11 protein-coding genes and 4 pseudogenes are annotated in these 22,106 nt (G+C 71.3%); 8 read left to right on the top strand and 7 right to left on the bottom strand.

Annotated features, from left to right (window positions below; genetic code table 11):
* Positions 1-299: 299 nt before the first annotated feature.
* Both V2J85_RS14450 and V2J85_RS14455 read right to left on the bottom strand, forming a co-directional pair.
* Positions 300-1,013 (bottom strand): tectonin domain-containing protein, encoded by a 714-nt coding sequence (locus V2J85_RS14450; protein WP_330821799.1) that lies wholly within the window; start codon positions 1,011-1,013, stop codon positions 300-302.
* Between the two features lie 847 nt (positions 1,014-1,860).
* A complete protein-coding gene (locus V2J85_RS14455) occupies positions 1,861-3,291 on the bottom strand; it encodes a cellulase family glycosylhydrolase (RefSeq protein ID WP_330821800.1) in 1,431 nt (476 codons plus the stop codon).
* A 563-nt stretch (positions 3,292-3,854) separates the two neighbouring features.
* Here V2J85_RS14455 and V2J85_RS41320 point away from each other — a divergent pair.
* Positions 3,855-5,063, top strand: a pseudogene (locus V2J85_RS41320) (Tn3 family transposase); the annotation flags it as partial.
* A 133-nt stretch (positions 5,064-5,196) separates the two neighbouring features.
* Positions 5,197-5,613 carry a YkvA family protein gene (locus V2J85_RS14465; protein ID WP_330821801.1) on the top strand — a complete coding sequence of 139 codons (417 nt, stop codon included), beginning with the start codon at positions 5,197-5,199 and terminating at the stop codon, positions 5,611-5,613.
* Between the two features lie 25 nt (positions 5,614-5,638).
* Here the strand turns inward: V2J85_RS14465 and V2J85_RS14470 are convergent, their stop codons facing one another.
* On the bottom strand, positions 5,639-6,349 hold the full coding sequence (locus V2J85_RS14470; protein ID WP_330821802.1) for a TetR/AcrR family transcriptional regulator: 711 nt from the start codon (positions 6,347-6,349) through the stop codon (positions 5,639-5,641).
* A 126-nt stretch (positions 6,350-6,475) separates the two neighbouring features.
* Between V2J85_RS14470 and V2J85_RS14475 the strand changes: the two genes are divergently transcribed.
* The 4 genes from V2J85_RS14475 to V2J85_RS14490 are packed head-to-tail and all read left to right on the top strand — an operon-like array spanning position 6,476 to position 8,822.
* Complete coding sequence (locus tag V2J85_RS14475) at positions 6,476-6,817, top strand: darcynin family protein (RefSeq protein WP_330821803.1); 342 nt, start codon at positions 6,476-6,478, stop codon at positions 6,815-6,817.
* A complete protein-coding gene (locus tag V2J85_RS14480) occupies positions 6,814-7,065 on the top strand; it encodes a hypothetical protein (protein ID WP_330821804.1) in 252 nt (83 codons plus the stop codon). The genes V2J85_RS14475 and V2J85_RS14480 overlap by 4 nt, the downstream gene beginning before the upstream one ends.
* Entirely contained in the window at positions 7,066-7,227 is a 162-nt protein-coding gene (locus V2J85_RS14485) for a hypothetical protein (protein WP_330821805.1), read from the top strand.
* Positions 7,224-8,822 (top strand): multicopper oxidase family protein, encoded by a 1,599-nt coding sequence (locus tag V2J85_RS14490; protein ID WP_330821806.1) that lies wholly within the window; start codon positions 7,224-7,226, stop codon positions 8,820-8,822. Before V2J85_RS14485 ends, V2J85_RS14490 begins: the two co-directional genes overlap by 4 nt.
* A gap of 98 nt (positions 8,823-8,920) precedes the next feature.
* On the opposite strand, the pseudogene V2J85_RS14495 reads toward V2J85_RS14490, so the two are convergent.
* Positions 8,921-9,173 (bottom strand): annotated as a pseudogene (locus V2J85_RS14495) (site-specific integrase); the annotation flags it as partial.
* Positions 9,174-9,866: 693 nt separating this feature from the next.
* Here V2J85_RS14495 and V2J85_RS14500 point away from each other — a divergent pair.
* Positions 9,867-10,298 carry a GNAT family N-acetyltransferase gene (locus V2J85_RS14500; RefSeq protein WP_330821807.1) on the top strand — a complete coding sequence of 144 codons (432 nt, stop codon included), beginning with the start codon at positions 9,867-9,869 and terminating at the stop codon, positions 10,296-10,298.
* Positions 10,299-10,353: 55 nt separating this feature from the next.
* Here V2J85_RS14500 and V2J85_RS14505 read toward each other — a convergent pair.
* Positions 10,354-10,692, bottom strand: a pseudogene (locus tag V2J85_RS14505) (transposase); the annotation flags it as partial.
* A 430-nt stretch (positions 10,693-11,122) separates the two neighbouring features.
* Between V2J85_RS14505 and V2J85_RS14510 the strand changes: the two are divergent.
* Entirely contained in the window at positions 11,123-20,764 is a 9,642-nt protein-coding gene (locus V2J85_RS14510) for an Ig-like domain repeat protein (protein ID WP_330821808.1), read from the top strand.
* A 328-nt stretch (positions 20,765-21,092) separates the two neighbouring features.
* Here V2J85_RS14510 and V2J85_RS14515 read toward each other — a convergent pair.
* Positions 21,093-21,203, bottom strand: a pseudogene (locus V2J85_RS14515) (IS630 family transposase); the annotation flags it as partial.
* The gene (locus V2J85_RS14520) at positions 21,200-21,898 is read right to left on the bottom strand and encodes an SDR family oxidoreductase (protein WP_330821809.1); all 699 of its coding nucleotides are present in this window, start codon (positions 21,896-21,898) and stop codon (positions 21,200-21,202) included. The pseudogene V2J85_RS14515 and the gene V2J85_RS14520, both read right to left, overlap by 4 nt.
* Between the last annotated feature and the right edge of the window lie 208 nt (positions 21,899-22,106).

Below are 22,106 nucleotides of genomic sequence, written 5' to 3' on the forward strand. Positions count from 1 at the left end.
GGTGGCACCGGCGAGGTGGAGTGCCTGGAGTGCGGGGCCGGTGGGCGGCCGGCGTCGACCGCCGATCGGATGCGGTGTTCTGTTCGCCGCGGTGCGCGGATCAGAAGCACGCACTCACCGGCTCCAGGTTCAAGCCTTCGGCACACCCAAACTGCCCCGACAGCAGGCGAAAACGGCTCCATTCGAATCCTGGCTCACGCACAACCGCGGGTCAGGAAGGCGGACGCCCGAACGCCCCGGACGTCGGTGCGGGCTCCCAGCCATCTCGGCCGAGAGCCCGCACGCTCGGGCGGCAGGTGTCAGCTGGGCTGGTCGCCGGTGTAGCGGTAGATGTCGCCGGCGCTGTTGATGTGCCACGCGTTGCCGTCGGCGCCAGCTGCGATGTCGGTGGCGGTGCCGGGGATCTTGATCCACGGGTTGGTGCCGCTGGCGTCGTTGTTGGTGTACCGGTAGATACTGCCGGCGGGGTCGACGCCCCACACGTTCGTCCGGGAGCCCACCGCGATGCGCTTGAGGCTGCCGGGGACGCCCACCCACGGGTTTGAGGCGTCCTGGTCCCCGGTGTACCGGTAGACCTGGTTGCTGCTGTTAACCCCCCACACCGTGCCGTCCGCGCCGGCGCCGATGTCGCTCAGCCCCCCGGGGACCTTCACCCAGGGGTTGGCGTCGTAGTTGGTGTACCGGTAAACGGCGCCGGCGGAGTCCACCCCCCACACGCTCGTGCGGGAGCCCGCGTCGATGCGGACCAGGCTGCCGGGGATGCCCTTCCACGGGTTCACGCCGTCCTGGTCCCCGTGGTACCGGTAGATCTGGTTGCCACTGTTGACCCCCCACACCGTGCCGTCCGCCGCGGCGCCGATGTCGCTCAGCCCCCCGGGGATGTTGATCCAGGGATTGCCGTCAAAGTTGGTGTACCGGTAGACGGCGCTCGCCGCGTTCACCCCCCACACCGTCGTCCTGGACCCCGCCGAGATCGCCGTGAGGCTGCCTGCAACCTTCACCCAATCAGCCATGAAACACCCTTCGTTGCTGCAGTGGTCACTGCCATCATGGGCGGCGGGAGGAGCTGATAAAGCGTGGAATTTCTGTTCTAGAAGTAAATAGGACAGTAAGTCGATGTTTGGTTTCCCGCAGCCCTTGCGGGACCGAGGGAAGCGGCGGCCCACCTCGGAACAGATCGGCCCAAAGCACCGTCACTCCCAGGAGCGATCGACAAAATCGTCGGTCCGTGACTGCGACGGTTCGCAGGCACGGACCGAGAGCGAGCTTCCGCGCTCAACGGCAACCACGGACGTACCAGCCGACGATCTGCGTGGACGTCAAGACGCGCCGCGGCCGGGAAAGACCGGAACAGCCCGAGACGCCGAGTTGTGTGATCTTTGCGGGGCTGTAGTTTCGGACAGTTCAGAGTGGTATGCCCTCGTCCGGGACTCGTCATCGATCCATGCGGTCGCCCCGAAGTTCGACGGGAAGCGGATGCTCGTCGGGTGCACTCAGGAGCATCTGAGAGAGCTGGTCGAGCAGTACAAACGTCGGCCGTTCGTGGACGCGGCGCTGTGGGCGGGGAAGATCGCGCGGGCGACCCAACGAGCCCCGCACTCGGGACACTCGACCTCGCCGCCACCGCCCTGCACGGCCGCCAGCCGCTTCCGCAACCGCCGTTCCGTACGCCACTGCCTGGCACGACATGCCGAAGAACAGAACGACGCATCAGGTCGGGCACCCGGCCGAAGCCGTTCGCCACAAACCCGACAGTTCCACTCCCCGGCCCGCCCGGTGTCCTTGAACACCAAGCCAGCGTAGGAGCCAAGGCTACTCGGAACCGGGGATCAAAAACACGTACTGAGCGGGTCGGGTGGGCTACCTCGGGCTGATCGTGACCCTGTAGGTGGCCCCGGCCCTGCCGTGGGTGCTCACGCTGACGGTCTGGCCGTGGCCGTCCCAACTGGCCTGGCTGCCTTGGATATCGACGCGATAGCCGCATGGGTACGTGTCCCTGGGCACGGTGATCCGGGTGGGCCCCTTTGCGTTGTCGCGGGTGCGGAAGCTGAGCGTGTAGGTGCGGGTAGCCGGGTCGTACGCGTACTTGAGCGGGTCGCCCGCGACGGCCCGCGCGTACGGCTGCACGAGCAGTTGGGCGTTGGGCTTCGCGGCGCCCGTCTGGTCGAGGAAGCAGTAGCCGCCGCCCCGGCACCACTGCCACCACGTCCAGCCACTGGAGAAGCGGTCCAGGGAGGCCGTCATGTCGGTGACGAACTGGCTTGCGTGCGGAACGTAGGGGTTGCCGCCCCACTCCCCCACGATCACCGGCATGCGGTGACGGGTCGGGTAGTCGCTGATCGCGGCCTCGTAGGCGGGGATGAAGGTGCCGTTGGGGTCGTAGTCGGCGCCGGTTTCCATCGCGGTCTCGTAGAAGTGCGGCGCGTAGCCGGCGTGCGGGTCGTCGATGTGCCCCATCCGGGTGGGGACGCCGAGACCGACGATGACAGTTGGTTCGACGAATACCCAGGACCTGTGGTCGACCAGGCGGATCGCCCGGGCAAGGCGGTTCCACAGCTCGGTGAGCTCGGTGGCCTCGAAGCGGGCCGCGGCGGCGGGGAGGTCTTCGCCTTCGAGGAACTTCGCGAACGGCTCATTCATCAGGTCGTAGCCGAGCAGCGCCGGGTGCCTGCCCAGGGCGGAGGCGACCGTCATCCACATGCGAGCGTGCGCGGCGCGGAGGTCGGCGTCCTTGTACAGGTGGTCAAAGGCGGTCTGTACGGATGGCTCGAAGTACTCGGAGAACCAGTCGTCGGGTATCGGCGTGAACGGTAACCCCTCGTCGCGGGTGGCCCACTTGGGGATGCCACGGGAGCCGAAGTGGGGGCCGTATACGTCCTGGTGGGCGTCGAGGATGACCTTGATGTGGTAGCGGTTGGCCCAGTCGAGAATGCGGCGCATCTTGGTGAGGTAGCCGCGGTCGTAGTGCCCGGGGGTGGGTTCGAGGTCGTCCCAGAAGAAGGCGAGGCGCGCGAGGTTGAAGCCCCGGCCGGCCATGTCTTTGAGGTCGCTCTCGTGGATGTCGGCGAACGCGTTGGTGCCTCGGCTGCTCTTGTCGGCGAGGTTGAAGCCGCGCCACTGGAGCGCGCGGCCCTGGTCGTCGGCGATGAAAGTGCGGTTACCGACCGTGACCCGGTCGGGGGCGCGGTCGGGGGCGCGGTCGGGGTGGGCCTGGGCCTGCGCGGGGAGGACGCCGAGCAGGAGAGCGGCCACGGCGAGGACGGCGGGCGCGACGCGGGAGGTCAAGCGCATGCAGGAGCCCCTTTCGAGGATGGCTGCTGGGCGGCGTGCTACTGGCCGGCCGGATGCTACTGGCGGGTGGATGAAGTTCCCAGGGGTGCACGGGAGTTGGCGGGGCCTCCTTCTCCGAGGGCCCCGGTGCGTCATCACCGGGGGTTTCCCCAGGGTCTTCGCCTGGGTCTCCCTCGAGGCCTTCACAGGGGGTTTCCTCGGGCTCTTGCGGCGCTCGGCCCGTGCCAACCACCTCAAATCCAGCTACCTGCACGGCTTCCTCACCGGCTCGCCGAACTGGTTCGGCAATCCCCGCCTCGGCCGTCGCGCACTCCTGACCGGACACCCGCCAGAACTCCTGCAACGAGTGCTGGCCCATACGCGTTCGTCTTACCGACACCGCAAGCCGGCGGACCACCCCGCCTTCACCAACACAGGCCGCGCCCTACCCCGGATATACGCCAGCCGACATTGAGCAACCGGGGGCTGAGGAACATCGGAACGAATACCGGCGCTAAGCCCGTGGGGTCTCCGTGCGGGTTTTGACCTGGGCTTCTGCGGGGGGCTGAACTTCGGCAGTCGTGGTCGGCTCGTGGCAGCGCCTGGTGCTCTCGGCGCCGCACCTGGAGCCGGGCACGGTGGACTGGAAGGCGTACATCTTCTGTGTGCTGGAGCAGTTCCATCGGATGCTGCGCTGGCGGGAGGTGTTCGCGAAGAACTCCTCCAAGTGGGGCGATCCTCGGGCGAAGCTGCTTTCCGGAGCGGCGTGGGAGCAGGCCAGGCCCACCGTGCTGGCCTCCCTCGGGCTCCCCGGGGATGCGGGCAAGCACTTGGCGACCCAGGCCGCGCTGCTGGACGGAACGTACCGGGAGGTCGCCGGGCGCCTACCGGACAACGCGCAGATCGTCTTCGACGACGACGGGCGGCTGCACTTGGCCGCGCTGGAGCCGGAACTCGAACCGGCCTCGCTGCTGGACCTGCGGGCCGCGGTGAACGCAATGCTGCCCCGCGTGGACCTGCCTGAGGTCCTGTTGGAGGTGTTCTCCTGGACCGGCGCCGACCAGGCGGTCACGTCGGTCACCGGCGGCGAGGCGCGGCTGAAGGACCTGCACGTCACGATCGCCGCGCTCCTGGTCGCCCGCGGCTGCAACGTCGGCTACACCCCCGTGATCGGCGGGATCGACGCGCTGAAGTACGGACGGCTGAGTCACGTCGACCAGACCTACCTGCGCCTCGCGACCTACCGGGCCGCGAACGTCACACTGATCGAGCACCAGGCGTCCATCAGCCTCACGAGCGCGTGGGGCGGCGGCGTCGTCGCCTCGGTCGACGGGATACGGTTCGTCGTCCCGGTGCCGAGCGTGTACGCGCGGCCGAACCCGAAGTACTTCGGCCGCCGCGGCGGCGCCACCTGGCTCAACATGATCAACGACCAGGCCGCCGGGCTCGGCGGGAAGGTCGTGGCTGGCGCACCGCGCGACTCGCTGTACGTGCTGGACATCCTCTACGACCGCGACGGCGGCAAGCGCCCGGAGATGATCGTCACCGACACTGCGTCGTACCCCGACATCGTCTTCGGCCTGCTCACGCTCGCCGGATTCACGTACGCGCCGCAGCTGGCGGACCTGCCGGACCAGAAGATGTGGCGCATCGACCGCACTGCCGACTACGGGGCCTTCCAGGACGCAGCTCGCGGCCGGGTCGACCTGGCCAGGATCGAGCGGCACTGGGAGGACATCCTGCGGATCGTCGGCTCCATCCACACCGGAGCGGTCCGCGCCTACGACGTGATAGTCAGGGCGGTAGCCGGCGGCGTTCGAGGAGGCGGCCCTGCCCGCCGACCCGTGCGTCCCTTGAGACCGCAGCGAGCTGCCCGGCTCGGCGCGACGGCGGGCTCTGGACTGATCGGCGTAGGGAAGTGCGCGCATGTGGTGGGACATTCTGATCGGGATCGGCGACGGCCTGTTGTTCGCGTGGCTGGCGCTGCTGATCGTCCTGCTGCTGATCCGTCCGAAGGGCGCCTTGCTGGGCGAGGCGCTGCGGCTGCTGCCCGACCTGCTGCGGCTGCTCAAGCGGCTCGCCGGCGACAAGACGATGCCGCGCGGGGTGCGGGTCCGGCTGGCGCTGCTGATGGTCTACCTGGCCAGCCCGATCGACCTGATCCCCGACTTCCTGCCCGTCATCGGCTACGCGGACGACGCGATCATCGTCGCCTTCGTCCTGCGCAGTGTCGTACGGCGCGCGGGGATCGAAGCGGTACGCGCGCACTGGCCGGGCACGGAGGACGGCTTCGCCGCCCTGTCCCGCCTGAGCGGGCTCACCCGCGCAGACCGCCCGCTTTAGTCGGGACCGCGCGGCTACGCGGCAGTCATTCCCACGTGGCCCCGAGGAAGGCCAGGACCTCGTACAGGGTCTGCTCGAAGAGGGGTTCGGGGTCGGCGAGGGCGAAGTCGAGGTGCCCGAAGGCTTCCATCGAGACGATCCCGTAGAGCCTCACCCACGCCTCGATGAAGACGCGCAGCACCGGGAGGGGCACGTCCTCGGTGAGGTGCTCGCGCAGCTCCTCCAGCTGTTCCAGCCAGGCCGTCTCGCCGCGCCCGCCCGCCGGCGGGGGGATCACGTCTTCCTTCCACAGCTGCGTCATGAGACCGAGGAAGACCCCGCCGAAGCGCCAGCTCGCCTCGTGGGACGGGTCCTGCGGCGCGGTGCCCGCGTCCGCGACGGGCTTGCCGAACAGGAGGCTGAACTCGCGGCGGTGGCCCAGGACCCACGTACGCAGCTCACGGGCGGCGGCAGCCAGCTTCTGTCCGGTTGGCGCGCCTGGGTCGCGGTCGCGGGCGGCTTCCAGGGCGCGCGCGAGATCGAGGTAGAGGTCGGCGACGACGGCCTGGACCAGGGCGCGGTGGTCGGGGTAGTAGCGATAGAGGCTGGGGGCGGCCATGCCGAGTTCGCGGGCCGTGGCCCGCAGCGTGAGCGCGCCGGGCCCTTCCGCGGCGAGCAGGGCCCGGGCCGTGCGCACGATCTCCGCCGCGGTCTGCTCGCGCATGCGAGCGCGTCGGTTGGGCGGCTGTTCTGCCATCGACTGCTCCTGCTCTTCCTGCCTGCGGCGGCCCGGATTCCGGACCGCCCTTGACTTTGCTAACACTGTTAGCTGTAGCTTACCCCGTAAGTGAACGCCGTTAGCTGTTGTTGGGGGACTCTCGCCATGCCGTACATGATCATCCTTGGGTATTCGTTCTCGCCGCAGTGGCTGGCGTTGGACCGGGCCGAGCGACGCCGCCTGAAGGACGCCCACATCGGCCCGATCGCAGCGCGGTACGCGGACCGGGTGCGGATGCGGTTCTTCGACGCCGAGGCCTTCCAGACCCAGTTCAGCGACTTCGCCCTGCTGGAGACCGAGGACCTGCAGGCGTACTACTTCCTCGTCGAGGAGCTGCGGGACACCCCGCTCATCAGCCAGGGGTACCTGACGATCAAGGACATCTTCCTGGGCGTCGAGGACGGCCACCAGGCGTACGAGCGCATCCTGGCCGGAGCCGGCTCATGAGCGCCGGCACCGCCACGTCGAGCCGGCCCCTCGCACTCATGCGCGGTGCCGCCGCCGCTTTCCTGCTCGGCACGCTGGCCCAGGCGGCGCTGGCCGGGCTGTTCGTCACGGGGGATGTGGAACTGCTGGCCTGGCACGACGCGAACGCTCAGGTCCTGGCCGCCCTCGCCCTGGTCCTGGTCCTCGCCGCCGTTCTGATCCGATGGCGCGTCCAGGGGCCGCGCTGGCCGATCGCGGCCACCGGGTGATTGCTCGTACTGGTCGGCGGCCAGCAGGCACTCGGACACGCGCGGATCCTGGCCGGGCACATCCCGCTCGGCATGGCCATCTTCGGCACCGCTGCCGCGCTGACCTGCTGGGCCTTCACGTACCAGCCCCGGCCCCGGCCCGTCCCGGAGGAGGGCCGGTGACGCCGCAGATCTCCCGCCGACGCATGCTGGGCCTGCTCGCGGGCAGCGGCGCGGCCCTGACCCTCGGCACCACCGGCTACGCGCAGTTGGCCGGCCCCACCACCGGCCGCATCCTCACCAGCGCCGCCGCCCTGCCCGAACCCTTCACCGTGCCGCTCCCGATCCCGCCCGTGGCCCGGCCCGCATCCACCGATGACGGCCGGGACCTGTACGACCTCGTTCAGCGCGAAGCGGACATCGAAATCCTGCCCGGCCTCAAGACCCGCGTATGGGGGTACGACGGGCTCTTCCCCGGCCCCACCTTCACCGCCCGCACCGGCCGCCCCTCGACCGTGCGCGTCCTCAACACACTGCCCGTACCGACCGCCACCCACCTGCACGGAGGCGTCACCCCGCCGGACTCCGACGGCTACCCCACCGACCTGCTCCTGCCGCTCGGCTGCACCCCAGGCCGGCGTAAAGACCTCCTTGAGACCCAGCGCAACGGTCACGCCATGCACGTGGCGCCGTCCGACTGGAACGTACGTGAGGGCTACCGGACGTACGAGTACCCGCTGAACCAGCGGGCCGCCACGCTCTGGTACCACGACCACCGCATGGACTTCAGCGCCCCGCAGGTATGGCGCGGCCTCGCCGGCTTCTTCCTCGTCCGCGACGATGAAGAGGACGCCCTTCCGCTGCCCCGCGGTCAACGGGACATCCCGCTGATGCTCTGCGACCGGGCCTTCGACGCCGACGGCACCTTCCGCTACCCCGCCCTCGATCCCACCTGCACGGGTACGCCCGGTGTCCACGACGCCTTCATGGACGGGGTGCTGGGCGACGTACAGCTCGTCAACGGCGCTCCCTGGCCTGTGCTTGAGGTCTCGGGCACCCGCTACCGCCTGCGGCTGCTGAACGCCTCGAACGCCCGCCGCTACCAACTCGCGCTAGAGGTGGAATCAGGAGGGCGGGGCACGTTCACCCGGATCGGCAGCGACGCCGGCCTGCTCGCCACCCCACAGCGACTCGCCAACCTCACCCTGGCCCCGGCCGAACGCATGGACGTCATCGTCGACTTCTCCGCCTACCCGGTCGGCAGCCAGGTCACCCTGGTCAACACCCTCGGCGAGAGGAGCATGCGTCAGGTCATGCGCTTCTGCATCGTCCGCCGGGAGAAGGACGACAGCACCGTGCCGGCCCGGCTGCCCCGGATGGAAACGCTGTCCTCGAACGATGCGGTGGCCGTGCGCCGCTTCGACTTCCGCCGTACGGAGGGAGGCGATGACCAGCAGATGTGGACCATCAACGGCCGCCCCTTCGGCACCGCCACCACGCTGGCCTCACCCCGCCTGGGCACCGTCGAACGCTGGCGGTTCAGCAGCGACTTCCACCACCCGGTCCACGTCCATCTCGCCCACTTCCAGGTCCTCGCCCGAGGAGGCAGACCTCCGCGAGCGAGCGACGCCGGATGGAAGGACACCGTGGACGTCCGCCCGTACGAGGTGGTCGACGTCCTGGCCCGCTTCGACGGCTACCGCGGCCGCTACATGGTCCACTGCCACAACCTCGAACACGAGGACATGGCCATGATGGCCAACTTCCAGATCGTGTAGACGCCCCGAACCCCGCAAGCGCCGGCGACCGCCTTCAGGCCGCGCCGGGCCGGGACGGCGGGGCCGTCGTAGCCGCGCTCGCCACACCAGCCGAGTCAGGACAGCACCGCGGCTCGGCGCGAGCTCCAGGTGTTCACCGCGGAGGTACCCCAGAGCAGTTCGAGGGTCTCGCCGATCTCGTCGTCCGCGACCGAGGCGAGCGGCCGGGCCTCGCCGAGCCGCTCGGCGGTCTTGCCCACCCCGATCCCGTAGTTGCGGATCGTTCGGGTTGCCGAGCGAGTCCAGGAAGACGTCGGCCGCCATCCGGACGGTGAGAGCCTTCCCGGTCGGCAGCTGTACGACGGCGGGCACCGCTTCCCTCTTGCCACAGATAACAGGGCCGCTTCATGTAGCGGCCGGAGAACGTCTCCCGCAGGTGACGGATCAAGTTACCGCAGACATTGGGGTGTTATCTGGGAGACGACTTCAGACCGGGCCCGCCGTCGGCGAACCATCTGCCGCCCACCGGGGACGACGAGGGCTTAGCGCCGGTTTTCGTTCCGATGTTCCTCAGCCCCCAACCCCTCCCGCCCCGACACGACCGATCCAAGGCGGGAGACACAGGTCCACAGGTCCTTTGCCGAACCCAACGTCCACAACATGGGAGGCACGTCTATGCCAGGCGCGCCTCGACAACAACTTCGTACACAAACTCCGGCACGCCACCGGAGTGCGCAGGACCAAGCCGCAGCTCTGGCCGTCACCGCCCGACTTATCCACTCACCGGCTGCGCTCGTGCGGCTATCGACCCTGGGTGTACAGCCGCGCCCAAAAGTGGACGTGCGGGGCTCGAGGGCTCCGGAGGTTCCGGAGCGCCCGAGTGCCCGAGTGCCCGAGTGCCGGAGCGACCGTGACGAGTGAGATCGTCGTTGTGGACGGTGAAGGCAACGAAGAACCATATGACTCCGGCAAGTTGTAGGATTAGTTCTCGCCGTAAGGATCACGGCGCGACCTTAGGAATGACTTCAGAGCGGAGCCACCTCGCTGATGCCTATTGCTGATCGCGTGAAGGTCTTTGACCTGGAGCCTGGTGACCCGCGCCTGGGCAGCGTTCTCCCGGTCCTGCAGGAACTCCGCCCGCATCTGACTCCCGAGCTGTTCCACAGCGTGTACGAGGAGGGGTACGGGCAAGGACTGCGGTTCCTGGCGGCCTTCGATGACGACGGTGCCTGCCTGGGGGTGGCGGGATGGCGGATCGTTGTCAACACCGTCGCGCTGCGCTCTCTTTATGTGGACGATCTGGTCGTCGCCACGGCCGCGCGCTCGGGCGGGGTGGGGCACGCACTCCTGGCGCACCTCGAAGAACGCGCCCGCGAACTGCGCTGTCACTCGCTGGAGCTGGACTCGGGCACCCAGCGCACCCAGGCCCACCGCTTCTACATGCGCGAAGGACTTACCATCGCCGCCTTCCACTTCCTCAAGTCCTTCGACGACTGATCCGACTCAGTGATCGTTTGAGAATGCGGCGCGTAGTCGCCCCAGGCAGATGAGGGGCGAACGCCAGGCCGTCAGGCGTCCCTGCCGCCCGGCACCGGTCCGGTCGGACGTCCAGGACTTCGGCAGGTACAGCTGCCGGTCGGCCAGGGTGCGGCCCCGCGTCGAGGCATCGGCCGCGAACGCCGCGACCTGGCAGTTCTCTGTACGTCCCGCCCGTGCCCGAGTACTGCCGCTGCACGCCGGCCGAAGTCGTGCCCTTCTTGCCGAGCAGCCCGCGCACGTAGTCCCGCATCCGCCGCCGCAGATCGCCCCGGCCGAACCGGTGACCGATCCGCAGCAGCACCCCCTCCAGCTCCGAAGCCCAGACATCGTGCCGCGCATCATCTTGATGCACTGGTCCGTTCGAGTGACACCGAACGCGGAGTGTTGCCACCGCCGTCACCGGAATGGGTTACTGACACCGTCCGATTCCGGCGGGCCGCCCATCCTTTCCGGGGGAGTGGAAGGCGTCCTGCCCTTTTCGGTGCCTCGTGCTGACGAGGCATCCCGAGCGCGCTCCTCCGTTGAGGCATGCAGGTCAGGGCCGTTCGGCACCCCGCGTGCGCCGAGCGGTGCGACAGGCCCGTGAGCTGGCCTGGAGCCGTCATGCATGCAGTCCGTCAGGTTCGCCCCGTGTCCCTCACCGGCCTGCGCCGCGCGGTCGTGGCCGTGGTCGTCAGAGGCTGCCGGCTCCCGGCACTGACCACCGCGCCTCCCATGGAGGGACGCCCAGGGGGAGGCGTCGATGTGGTCACCGGAGCGATGACCCGGGCGAGGACGGTCGCATGCTGACGCCGGAGCGCCCGAACGGGGCTTTTCTGATCACCGACCGGGACGGGAACTGCCTCGCGGTCATCGACCCGGCCTCCCGCAAGGTCGTGCCCACCCTGAACGCACCGGTGCCGCTCGCCGTGCGGGGCGCGGCCGACCAGTTGGTGCTGCGAACCTCCGCGGACCGCGCCGATCTGCCGCGGGCGCTCGACATCGGCGCCCTGCTGCACGGCCTGCCCGGGCTGCTGAACCGGCCGGCCGCCGCATTGGCGTCGCTGCGGCGGACCGACCTCACCGGCCGGGCCGCGGCGCCCGGTCTGCAGAGCCTGTCCGGGGTCTTCCCCGACCAGGGCCCGTACAGCGGCGGCACGTTGGTGACCATCGTCGGGCGCCGCTTCACCGGCACCACCGCGGTGTACTTCGGCACCCGGCGGGCGGCGAGCTTTTCCGTGCTCGACGACCGGACCATCGTGGCGGTGACGCCCTCGGGCACCGGCGCGGTCCCGGTCACCGTCACCACTCCCGGCGGCAGCGCCCGCATCGGATACTTCTTCTACCTGTACTGGCCCAGCATTTCGCGGCTGATGCCCACCACCGGCCCGGTCGGCGGAGGCAATGTGGTGGAGCTGGTGGGCGTCAACCTGCACACCGCGCTGCTGGTGCGCTTCGGAGACGCGGTGGCCTTCCCCACCGCGGTCTCCGACAGCCAGCTGCTGGTGACCGCTCCGCCCGTCGCGGGCCCCGGCACCGTCCCGGTCTCCGTGACCACCCTGGGCGGGGTGAGCAACCAGCTGCTCTACACCTACGTCGCGGCGCCCTCGGTGACCGGCGTCAGCCCGAGCACCGGACCGATCGGGGGCGGCACCACCCTGGTGGTGAGCGGCACCGGCCTCAGCCGGGCCACCGCGGTCACCGTCGACGGGGTGCCCGCGGTGTCGTTCCGGGCGTTCTCCGACACCCTGCTCCTGGTGGTGACGCCGCCGGGCACGCCGGGCCCGGCCGACCTCGTCATCACCACGCCGGGTGGCAGTGTGACCGTGCGCGGCGGCTACGGCTACCAGGCGTCCACCCGGACCACTGTCAGCTCCGCGCCGGCGCCCTCCGTGGTGGGGCAAGCGGTCGCCTTCACCGCGGTGGTGACGGGGGTTCCGTCCACCACCGGTACCCCGTCGGGCACCGTCACCTTCGACTTCGGCGACGGCTCGGCACCCGTGCCGGCGGCCCTCACCGACGGCACCGCCACGGTCAGCCACACCTACACCGACGCCGCCGAGACCCCCTACCAGGTCACCGCCTCCTACGGCGGCGACGTCTTCTTCACCGCGTCCACCGGCACCACAACCCAGGTGGTCGGGGCGGCCTCGACCACCACCTCCGTGCGGTCCGCCCCCGATCCGTCGCTGGCCGGGCAGTCCGTCACCCTCGTCGCGCGGGTGGCTCCCGTACCGCCGGGGGACGGGGCGCCGACCGGGGCGGTGACCTTCGACTTCGGCGACGGCTCCCCCACCGTCACCGCCCCGCTGGCCGGCGGCGCCGCCACGGTCGGTCACACCTACCCCGACGCCGCCGAGACGCCCTATGCGATCACCGCCGCCTACAGCGGGGACGCCGACTTCGCCGCCTCGACGGGCACCGACACCCAGACCGTCCAACAGGCCGCCTCCGCCGTCGGCGTGAGCGTCGCCCCGAACCCGACCGTGGCCGGCCAGCCGGTCACCGCCACCGCGACGGTCACCGCCGTCCCGCCCGGTGCGGGCACCCCCACCGGCAGCGCGACCTTCGACTTCGGCGACGGCACCCCCACCGTCACCACCCCGCTGACGGGCGGGACGGCGTCCGTCGACCACGCCTACGCCGACGCGTCCGCCACCCCGTACATCGTCACCGTCACCTACAGCGGCGACGGCGACATCGCCCCCTCGACGGGGGCGGCCACCCAGACCGTGGGCCCGGCCTCCTCGACGACCGCGGTCACCGTGACGCCCGATCCCTCGACGGTGGGCGAGCCGGTGACATTCGGGGCGACGGTCACCGCCAGCCCGCCCGGCGCGGCCACCCCCACCGGGACGGTCACCTTCGACTTCGGCGACGGCACCCCCACCGTCACCACCCCCCTCACCGACGGGGCCGCCGCCACCTCGCACAGCTACGCCGGTGCCGCGCAGAGCCCCTACACCGTCACCGTCACGTACAACGGCGACGCCGACGTCACCGCGTCCGTGCAGACCGTCGTCCTGGCGGTGCAGCCGGCCGGCACCACCACCGCCGTGGTCTCCGCGCCCGACCCCTCCACCGTGGGGCAGGAGGTGACGTTCAGCGCGGCGGTCACCACCGTTGCGCCCGGCGCGGGCACCCCCGCCGGGACGGTCACCTTCGACTTCGGCGACGGCACCCCCACCGTCACCGCGGCCCTCACCGGCGGCACCGCGCAGACCACTCACGTCTACGGCGCCGCCGCGGAGACCCCCTACCACGTCACCGCCACCTACCAGGGCAGTGCCGACTTCACCGCGTCCAGCGGCACCGACGACCACACCGTCGAGCCGGCCGACACCACCACGGCCCTGACGTCGGTGCCCGACCCCTCGCCGGTGGGCCAGTCGACGACCTTCGTCGCCAAAATCACCCCCGAGACGTCGGCCGCCGGTTCGCCCACGGGCACCGTGACCTTCGAGTTCAGCGACGACAGCCCGCCGGTGACGGCGCCGGTCGCGGGCGGTACGGCGACCGTGAGCCACACCAACCCCGAGGTGTCGGACAGTCCGTACACGGTCGCGGCGACGTACAGCGGCGACGACAACTTCAACCCCTCGGCGGGGGCGGACAGTCAGGTGGTCGTCAAGGCCGTCTCGATGACGACGGTCAGCGCGACACCGGCTCCGTCGGTGACCGGACAGACCGTCGCCTTCAGCGCCACCGTGCAGGGCGTCCCGGCGTCCTCGGTCATCCCGACCGGCACCGTCACCTTCGACTTCGGCGACGGCAGTACACCGGTCACGGTGCCCCTGACCGGAGGCACCGCCAGCACCACCTACGCCTACACCAACGCCTCGCAGAGCCCGTACGCGGTGACCGTCAGCTACGGCGGCGACACCAACTTCACCGAATCCCGCGGGAGTTCGCTGCACAGCGTGGAGCAGTCGGCCACCGTCACCACCGTCACCGCCGCGCCCGACCCGTCGGTGACCGGTGAAGCGGTGACGGTCACCGTCTCCCCCGTCGCACCCGGTGCCGGCATTCCGACCGGCGAGGCCACCTTGGACTTCGGCGACGGCAGTCCGGTCCTCACCGCCCGGCTGGTCGACGGCTCGGCCACCGTCACCCACGTCTACGCCAGCGCCGCCAACAGCCCCTACACCATCGCCGCCCACTACAGCGGCGACGGTAACTTCGCCCCGTCGGACGACACCCTCGTGCACACCGTGGCACCGGCCGCGACCACCACCGCGGTGACCTCGTCGGCCTCGCCCTCGGCGGTGGGCCAGACCGTGACGCTGATCGCGCGGGTGACGCCGGTGCCGCCGGGCGCCGGTGCCCCCACGGGGTCGGTCACCTTCGACTTCGGGGACGGCTCCCCGACCGTCACCGCACCGGTCTTGGGCAATCTGGCCACCGTGACCCACGCCTGGACCAGCACCGCGGGCAGCCCCTACACGGTCACCGCGTCCTACGCCGGGGACGGGGACTTCATGGCCTCGGTCGGCACGGCCGTGCAGAGCGTGGCGACGAGCGTCTCGACCACCTCCACGACGGTCAGCTCGTCGCCCGACCCGTCGGACGTCGGCGGGACGGTGACCTTCACCGCGGCGGTCGCGGTGGTCCCGCCCGCCTCGGGCGCCCCGACCGGCAGCGTCACCTTCGAGTTCGGCGACGGCTCCCCGGCGGTCGCGGTACCGCTGGCCGGCGGTACGGCGACGGCCACCCACGCCTACTCCGCCGCCGGCGCCTACTCGGTGACCGCGGTCTACAGTGGCGACGCCGACTTCGCGGGGTCGTCCGGGCTGGACACCCAGACCGTCGACCGGGCCGGTTCGACGACGCTGGTGTCCGCGCCGGACCCCTCGACGACCGGCGAACCGGTCACCTTCACGGCGACCGTCACGTCCGCCGCGGCCGGCGCCGGCACCCCCACCGGGTATGTCACCTTCGACTTCGGCGACGGCTCACAGGCGGTCCGGGCACCGGTCGCCGACGGCACCGCGGTCGCCGTCCACCCGTACACCAGCACCGCCGGCAGCCCCTACACCGTCACCGCCGCCTACAACGGCGACACCAACTTCACCGGTTCCTCCGGCACCGACACCCAGACGGTGAACGCCGCAGCCACCACCACCACGGTGGTCGCCTCGCCCCATCCGTCGTCGGTGGGCCAGCCGGTCACCCTGACCGCGGCGGTCTCCACGATCGCCCCGGCGACGGGGGACCCGACCGGCACGGTCACCTTCGACTTCGGCGACGGTTCCCCGCCCGTGACCACCGCCACGGTGGCCGGACTGGCGACCGTGGTGCACGCGTACACCACCACCGGAGGCAGCCCCTACACCGTCACGGCCACCTACCACGGCACCGTCGACTTCCAGTCCTCCACGGTCACCATCACACAGACCGTGGTGCAGACCGCGGCCACCCTCACGGTCACCGCCGGCGCGGGCCCGTCGGTGGTGGGCGAGCCGGTGACCGTCGCGGTGACGGCCGCGGCGGTGCCGCCTGGAGCGGGGGTGCCGACCGGCACCGTCACCGTCGACTTCGGCGACGGCACGCCCCCCGCCACAGCTGCGCTGACCGGCGGCTCCGCGCTGTTCACCCACGCCTGGACCAGCAGCCTCGGCAGCCCCTACGCAATCAGCGCCGTCTACAACGGCAGCGGCGACTTCACCACCGCGGTGGCCGGCGCCACCCAGACGGTCCTGCCGGCCGCCACCACGACCACGGTCGCCGACGGGCCGGAGCCGTCGGTCGCCGGCCAGCCGGTCACCTTCACCGCGACGGTCGCACCGGTGGCGCCGGGCGCCGGCACCCCGACCGGCACCCTGGCGTTCGACTTCGGCGACGGCACCACACCGGTCGCGGTGCCCGTGGTGGCTGGGCTGGCCACCGCCCAGCACGCCTTCGCCGGCACCACCGGCAGCCCCTACACCATCACCGCGGCCTACGGCGGCGCCCCCGACTTCACCGCCTCCGCCGGCGCCACCGGCCACGCCGTCGGCCGGGCGGCGTCCGGCGTGGTGATCACCATGGGGCCGGACACCTCGGTCTCCGGCCAGCCGGTCACCGTGACCGCGACGGTCACCCCGACCGCGCCGGGCGACGGCACCCCGACCGGCACCGTCATCGTGGACTTCGGCGACGGCACCGCACCGGTCGCGGTGCCGCTCGTCGGCGGGGCGGCGACCGTCACCCACACCTGGGCCGGCGCCGCCGGCAGCCCGTACGTCGTCACCGCGTCCTACGGCGGGGACGCCGACTTCGGGCCCACCACGGCGACCGCCGCGCACACCGTGACCGCGGCCGCGAGCACCACCTCGATCGCCGCCGTCCCGAACCCGGCGGTGCCCGGCCAGCCGGTCGCCGTCACCGCGACGGTCGCGGCGGTCGCCCCCGGCGGCGGCACCCCGACCGGCACCGTCTCCTTCGACTTCGGCGACGGCTCCCCCTCGGTCACCGCCCCCCTGACGAACGGCACGGCGACCACCAGCCACGCCTGGGCCACCACCGCCGGAAGCCCCTACACCCTGACCGCCACCTACAACGGCGACGCCGACTTCACCGCGTCCGGCGGTGCCAGCACCCTGACCGTCGGCCCGGGCACGACCACCACCACCCTCACCGACCTCCCGGAGCCGTCGGTGACCGGCGGTCAGGTGTCGTTCTTCGCCCGGGTGACGCCGGATTCGCCGGGCGCCGGGGTACCGACCGGGACGGTCACCTTCGACTTCGGCGACGGCACCGCACCGGTCGTCGCGCCCGTGTCCCGGGGCTGGGCGACGACCACGCACACCTTCACGGGGGCGGCCGGCCCGTACACGGTCACCGCCCACTACAGCGGCGACGACGACTTCACCGCCTCGGCGGGGGTCGAAAGCCACACCGTGCAGCCGTCGTTGACGACGACGGTGGTCGACTCCTCGCCCGACCCGTCGGTGTCCGGGCAGCCGGTGACGGTGACCGCCACCGTCACGGCGGTGGCACCGGGCGCCGGGACGCCGACCGGGACCGTGACGTTCGCCTTCGGCGACGGCAGCGCACCGGTGGCGGTGCCGCTGACCGGCGGCACCGCCTCCGTCCCGCACACCTGGACCACCACCGCCGGCAGCCCCTTCCCCGTCACCGCCACCTACGGCGGGGACGCCGGGTTCACCGCGTCGAGCGGCACCGGCACCCAGACCGTCACCCCGGCGGCCACCCTCACCACCCTGGCCTCCTCCCCCGACCCCTCGGTGCCCGGCCGGTCCGTCGACCTCACCGCCACCGTGGCGCCGGTCGCCCCGGGCGCGGGCACCCCCACCGGCACCGTCACCTTCGCCTTCGGCGACGGCACCCCCTCGGTCACCGTGCCGCTGACCGGCGGCACCGCGACCACCCCGCACACCTGGACCACCACCGCCGGCAGCCCCTACGCGCTGACCGCCACCTACCACGACAACGACGACGGCGACTTCGACGCGTCCACCGGCACCGACACCCAGACCGTGGGCCCGGTGACCGCGACGATGACGCTGTTCTCCTCCCCGGCCCCGTCCACCGCGGGGCAGAACGTCACCTTCACCGCGCGGGTCTCCGCGGTTCCTCCGGGCGCGGGCACCCCCACCGGGACCGTCACCTTCGACTTCGGCGACGGCACCGCGCCGGTCACCACCCCGGTCCTGGGCGGGGTCGCGACGACCGACCACGCCTACGCAACCACGTCGGGCAGCCCGTACCAGGTCACCGCGTCCTACAGCGGGGACCCCGACTTCACCACCGCCACCGCCACCGCGTCGCACGCCGTGACGGCCAGCGCCGCCACCACCTCGACGACGGTGACTTCCTCGCCCGACCCCACGGTCACCGGCCAGCCGGTGACCTTCACCGCCACCGTGGCCCCGACGCCGAACGGCGGCGGGGTGCCGACCGGCACCGTGACCTTCGACTTCGGGGACGGCACGGCGGCCGTCACGGCACCGCTGGCCGGCGGCGTGGTGACCGTCGTACACACCTACACCCGGGCCAACGGCAGCCCGTACGGCATCACCGCCCGGTACGGCGGCGACGCCAACTTCAGCTCGTCCTCGGGCGCCGACACCCAGACCGTGCTGCCGGCGGCGACCACCACCACGCTGGCCACCACCCCGGACCCCTCGGTGACCGGTCAACCGGTGACCCTCACCGCGACGGTGGCGCCGGTCGGTCCCGGGGCCGGCGTGCCGACCGGCAGCGTCACCTTCGACTTCGGCGACGGCACCCCGGCCGCGTCGGCGGCGCTGTCCGGCGGGGTGGCCCGGATCGGCCACACCTACTCCAGCGAGGGCGGGCCGTACACCGCGACGGCGAGCTACAACGGGGACACCAGCTTCACCGTGTCGGCCGGCACCGACACCCAGACCGTCGGCAAGGCCGCCACCACCACCGCAGTGGTCTCCTCCCCCGACCCCACCGTGGCCGGCCAACCCACCACCCTCACCGCCACGGTGACCCCGGCCGCCCCCGGCACCGGCACCCCGACCGGCACGGTCACCTTCGACTTCGGCGACGGCAGCCCCACGGTGACCGCGCCCCTCAGCAACGGCCTGGCCACCACCACGCACACCTACACCACCGCGTCCGGGAGCCCCTACACGTTCACCGGCACCTACAGCGGCGACACCAACTACACGACGTCGACCGGCACCGACACCCAGACCGTCGGCAAGGCCGCCACCACCACCGCAGTGGTCTCCTCCCCCGACCCCACCGTGGTCGGCCAACCCACCACCCTCACCGCCACGGTGACCCCGATCGCCCCCGGCACCGGCACCCCGACCGGCACGGTCACCTTCGACTTCGGCGACGGGACGAGCCCCGCCACGGCCACCCTCTCCGGCGGTATCGCCACCGTCACCCACACCTACACCGGCACCTCAGGGAGCCCCCACACCCTCACCGGCACGTACAACGGCGACACCAACTACACGACGTCCCACGGCACCGACACCCAGACCGTCGGCAAGGCCGCCACCACGACGTCGCTGGCCTCCGCACCCGACCCCGGTGTGGTGGGCCAACTCGTCACCCTCACCGCTACGGTGGCGCCGGTCGCCCCGGGAACGGGCACCCCCACCGGCACCGTGACCTTCACCTTCGGCGACGGCACGGGCCCGGCCACCGCCACCCTGTCCGGCGGCGTCGCCACCGTCACCCACACCTGGACCACCCGCACCGGCAGCCCATTCACCGTCACCGCCACCTACAACGGCGACACCAACTACACAGCCTCCACCGGCACCGACATCCAGACGGTGAACCGGGCCGCGACCACCACCACCGTGACCTCCGCCCCCGACCCCTCCGTCGCCGGACAGAGCGTCACCCTGACGGCCACGGTCGACGCGCAGGCTCCCGGGGCGGGCACCCCGACCGGCACGGTGACCTTCTCCTTCGGGGACGGCACGGGCACGGCCACCGCCCCCCTCTCCGGCGGGGTCGCCACCCTCACCCACACCTACGCCGGGACCTCCGGCAGTCCGTTCACCGTCACGGCCGGCTACAACGGCGACACCAACTACGCGACGTCGAGCGGCACCGACGCCCAGACAGTCAACAAGGCCGCGACCACCACCACCGTGACCTCCGCTCCCGACCCGTCGGGAGCCGGGCAGAGCGTCACCCTCACCGCCACGGTGGTGCCGGTCGCCCCCGGGGCCGGCACCCCCACCGGCACCGTCACCTTCACCTTCGGCGACGGCACCGCCTCCGCCACCGCACCGGTGTCCGGCGGCGTCGCCACCGTCACCCACACCTGGACCACCCGCACCGGCAGCCCGTTCACCGTCACCGCCACCTACAACGGCGACACCAACTTCACGACCTCCACCGGCACCGACACCCAGACACTCAGCAAGGTCCCGACCACCACCACGGTGACCTCGACCCCCGACCCCTCCGTGTCCGGCCAACCGGTCACCATCAGGGCGACCGTGTCCGCCACGTCCGGCACCCCCACCGGCACCGTCACCTTCACCTTCGGCGACGGCACCGCCCCCGCCACCGCACCGGTGTCCGGCGGGATCGCCACGATCACCCACACCTACAACAGCACCACGGGCAGCCCGTTCACCATCTCGGCCGCCTACGGCGGGGACGCCAGCTTCGCCGCGTCGACCGGCACCGACCCCCAGACCGTCAACCGGGCCACCACCTCCACTGTCGTGGTCTCCGCGCCGAACCCTTCGTCGACGGGCGACACGGTGACCGTCACCGCGACGGTCACCGCGGTGTCCCCCGGGACGGGCACCCCCACCGGCACCGTCGCCCTCGCCATCACCGGGCGCACCCCGCAGGTCGTCACCCTGGTCAACGGCCGGGCCAGCGCACAGTTCAACCCCCTGCCGAAGGGGACACACCTGGTCACCGGCAACTACAACGGCGACGTCAGCTTCGCCCCGTCGAGCGGCTCCACCCTCCAGACGGTCACCAACTGACGCCCCTGGAAAGGCGATCGGTTCCGCGGCCGCGTACCGCGGGACCGACCGCCTTCCGCCTCCAACTCCACCGCCTACCCCTGGGCCTCAACACTCCCATGGTCCCGCTTCCGGAACAGCCACCAGGCCACCGCCAAATGCTGTCACCACCAACGCCGCACCCGGCATCACGAACTCCGACAACATGGCGGCCAGTCAGCTCGCCACACTCGAAATCAAGCCGTTGACCAGCGGCAATAGCTAAGCAGGCCCAGGCTTGGAGAACTACGGGCCCAGGGCCAAGCCGGTGCCGGCCAGACAGCCGTTGATCACGTCCAGCCGGTATTGACCTGTAGCAGGTCATGCCCACTATCGACACTCGCTCGGAACCGCGACCGCGCACCCGCACGACCGGCATGCGGCCCCGGCGGCCCCAGGTCCTTGCACGCGGCGGAGTCAATGGGAAAGGAGCTGCTGGCCGCCGTCGATGTCGTATGTGCCGCCGGTGAGCGCGTCGTTGCACATGAGGTGAACGGCCAGCGCGGCAACGTCCGCAGGGCCGACGACACGTCGGATGGGAAGCGTGGAACGCAACTCCTCACGCCGGGCATCGAGCTGATCACCCAACAGCGAGGCCGACAGCGGCGTGTCGACGAATCCGGCAGCGATGAGGTTCACCCTGATCGGCGCCAATTCGAGCGCCAGGTTGGCGGTGAGAGCAGGCAGCGCGGCCGTAAGGGCGGACGTGATGCTCATCCCCACGCCGGGACGCCGACCGCCGGTACCGCCCATGAACAGCAACGTGCCGCCGGCTCGGACCTTGTCGCGGCTGTAGAGGGCGACACCGAGTGTCAGGGCGAGCCGCTGCCCGAACTCACGGCGAGCGTCCTCGAGATCCATGCCGGACAAGGGCCGATACGAAGGACTGCCAGCCGTCACCATCACATGGTCCACCGGACCGGGCAGCCCCTGGAAGAACTGCTGGAGACGGTCGGTGTCGGTCGCATCGAACGCCGCCGTGCTGAGCGGATGCAATGCGTCCGCAGCTCGTTGCAGCCGTTCGGGATTGCGGCCGACCAGGACCAGCCTGCCGCCATCTGCCCGCACCTGCCGCGCGGTTTCGAGGCCGATCCCCGAGCTGGCGCCGATGACCACGACGGTCTGACCCGCGAGGATGGGCCGACGGAGAGCGACGGAATCACTGGGTGCCGCAGTCACGACAACGCATCGCCCCTCACGCCGGACATGTCACCACCAGGAGCCATTTCGCTGCCCGTCCTTCTCGCCTCCGGATATCGGTCTTTGCTCCCATCGTCGCGCTTGCGGCCACTGATCGCCTGTCGGCCAACCCGGCGACGTTGAC

It is taken from the genome of Streptomyces bugieae (assembly GCF_036352915.1).
Lineage (GTDB): Bacteria > Actinomycetota > Actinomycetes > Streptomycetales > Streptomycetaceae > Streptomyces > Streptomyces endophytica.

Bases quoted from the DNA above. Each gene is read 5' to 3' on its own strand.
- V2J85_RS14470 (WP_330821802.1), bottom strand. From the start codon at position 6,349: ATGGCAGAACAGCCGCCCAACCGACGCGCTCGCATGCGCGAGCAGACC.
- V2J85_RS14465 (WP_330821801.1), top strand. From the start codon at position 5,197: ATGTGGTGGGACATTCTGATCGGGATCGGCGACGGCCTGTTGTTCGCG.
- V2J85_RS14480 (WP_330821804.1), top strand. From the start codon at position 6,814: ATGAGCGCCGGCACCGCCACGTCGAGCCGGCCCCTCGCACTCATGCGC.
- V2J85_RS14450 (WP_330821799.1), bottom strand. From the start codon at position 1,013: ATGGCTGATTGGGTGAAGGTTGCAGGCAGCCTCACGGCGATCTCGGCG.
- V2J85_RS14475 (WP_330821803.1), top strand. From the start codon at position 6,476: ATGCCGTACATGATCATCCTTGGGTATTCGTTCTCGCCGCAGTGGCTG.
- V2J85_RS14510 (WP_330821808.1), top strand. From the start codon at position 11,123: ATGCTGACGCCGGAGCGCCCGAACGGGGCTTTTCTGATCACCGACCGG.
- V2J85_RS14455 (WP_330821800.1), bottom strand. From the start codon at position 3,291: ATGCGCTTGACCTCCCGCGTCGCGCCCGCCGTCCTCGCCGTGGCCGCT.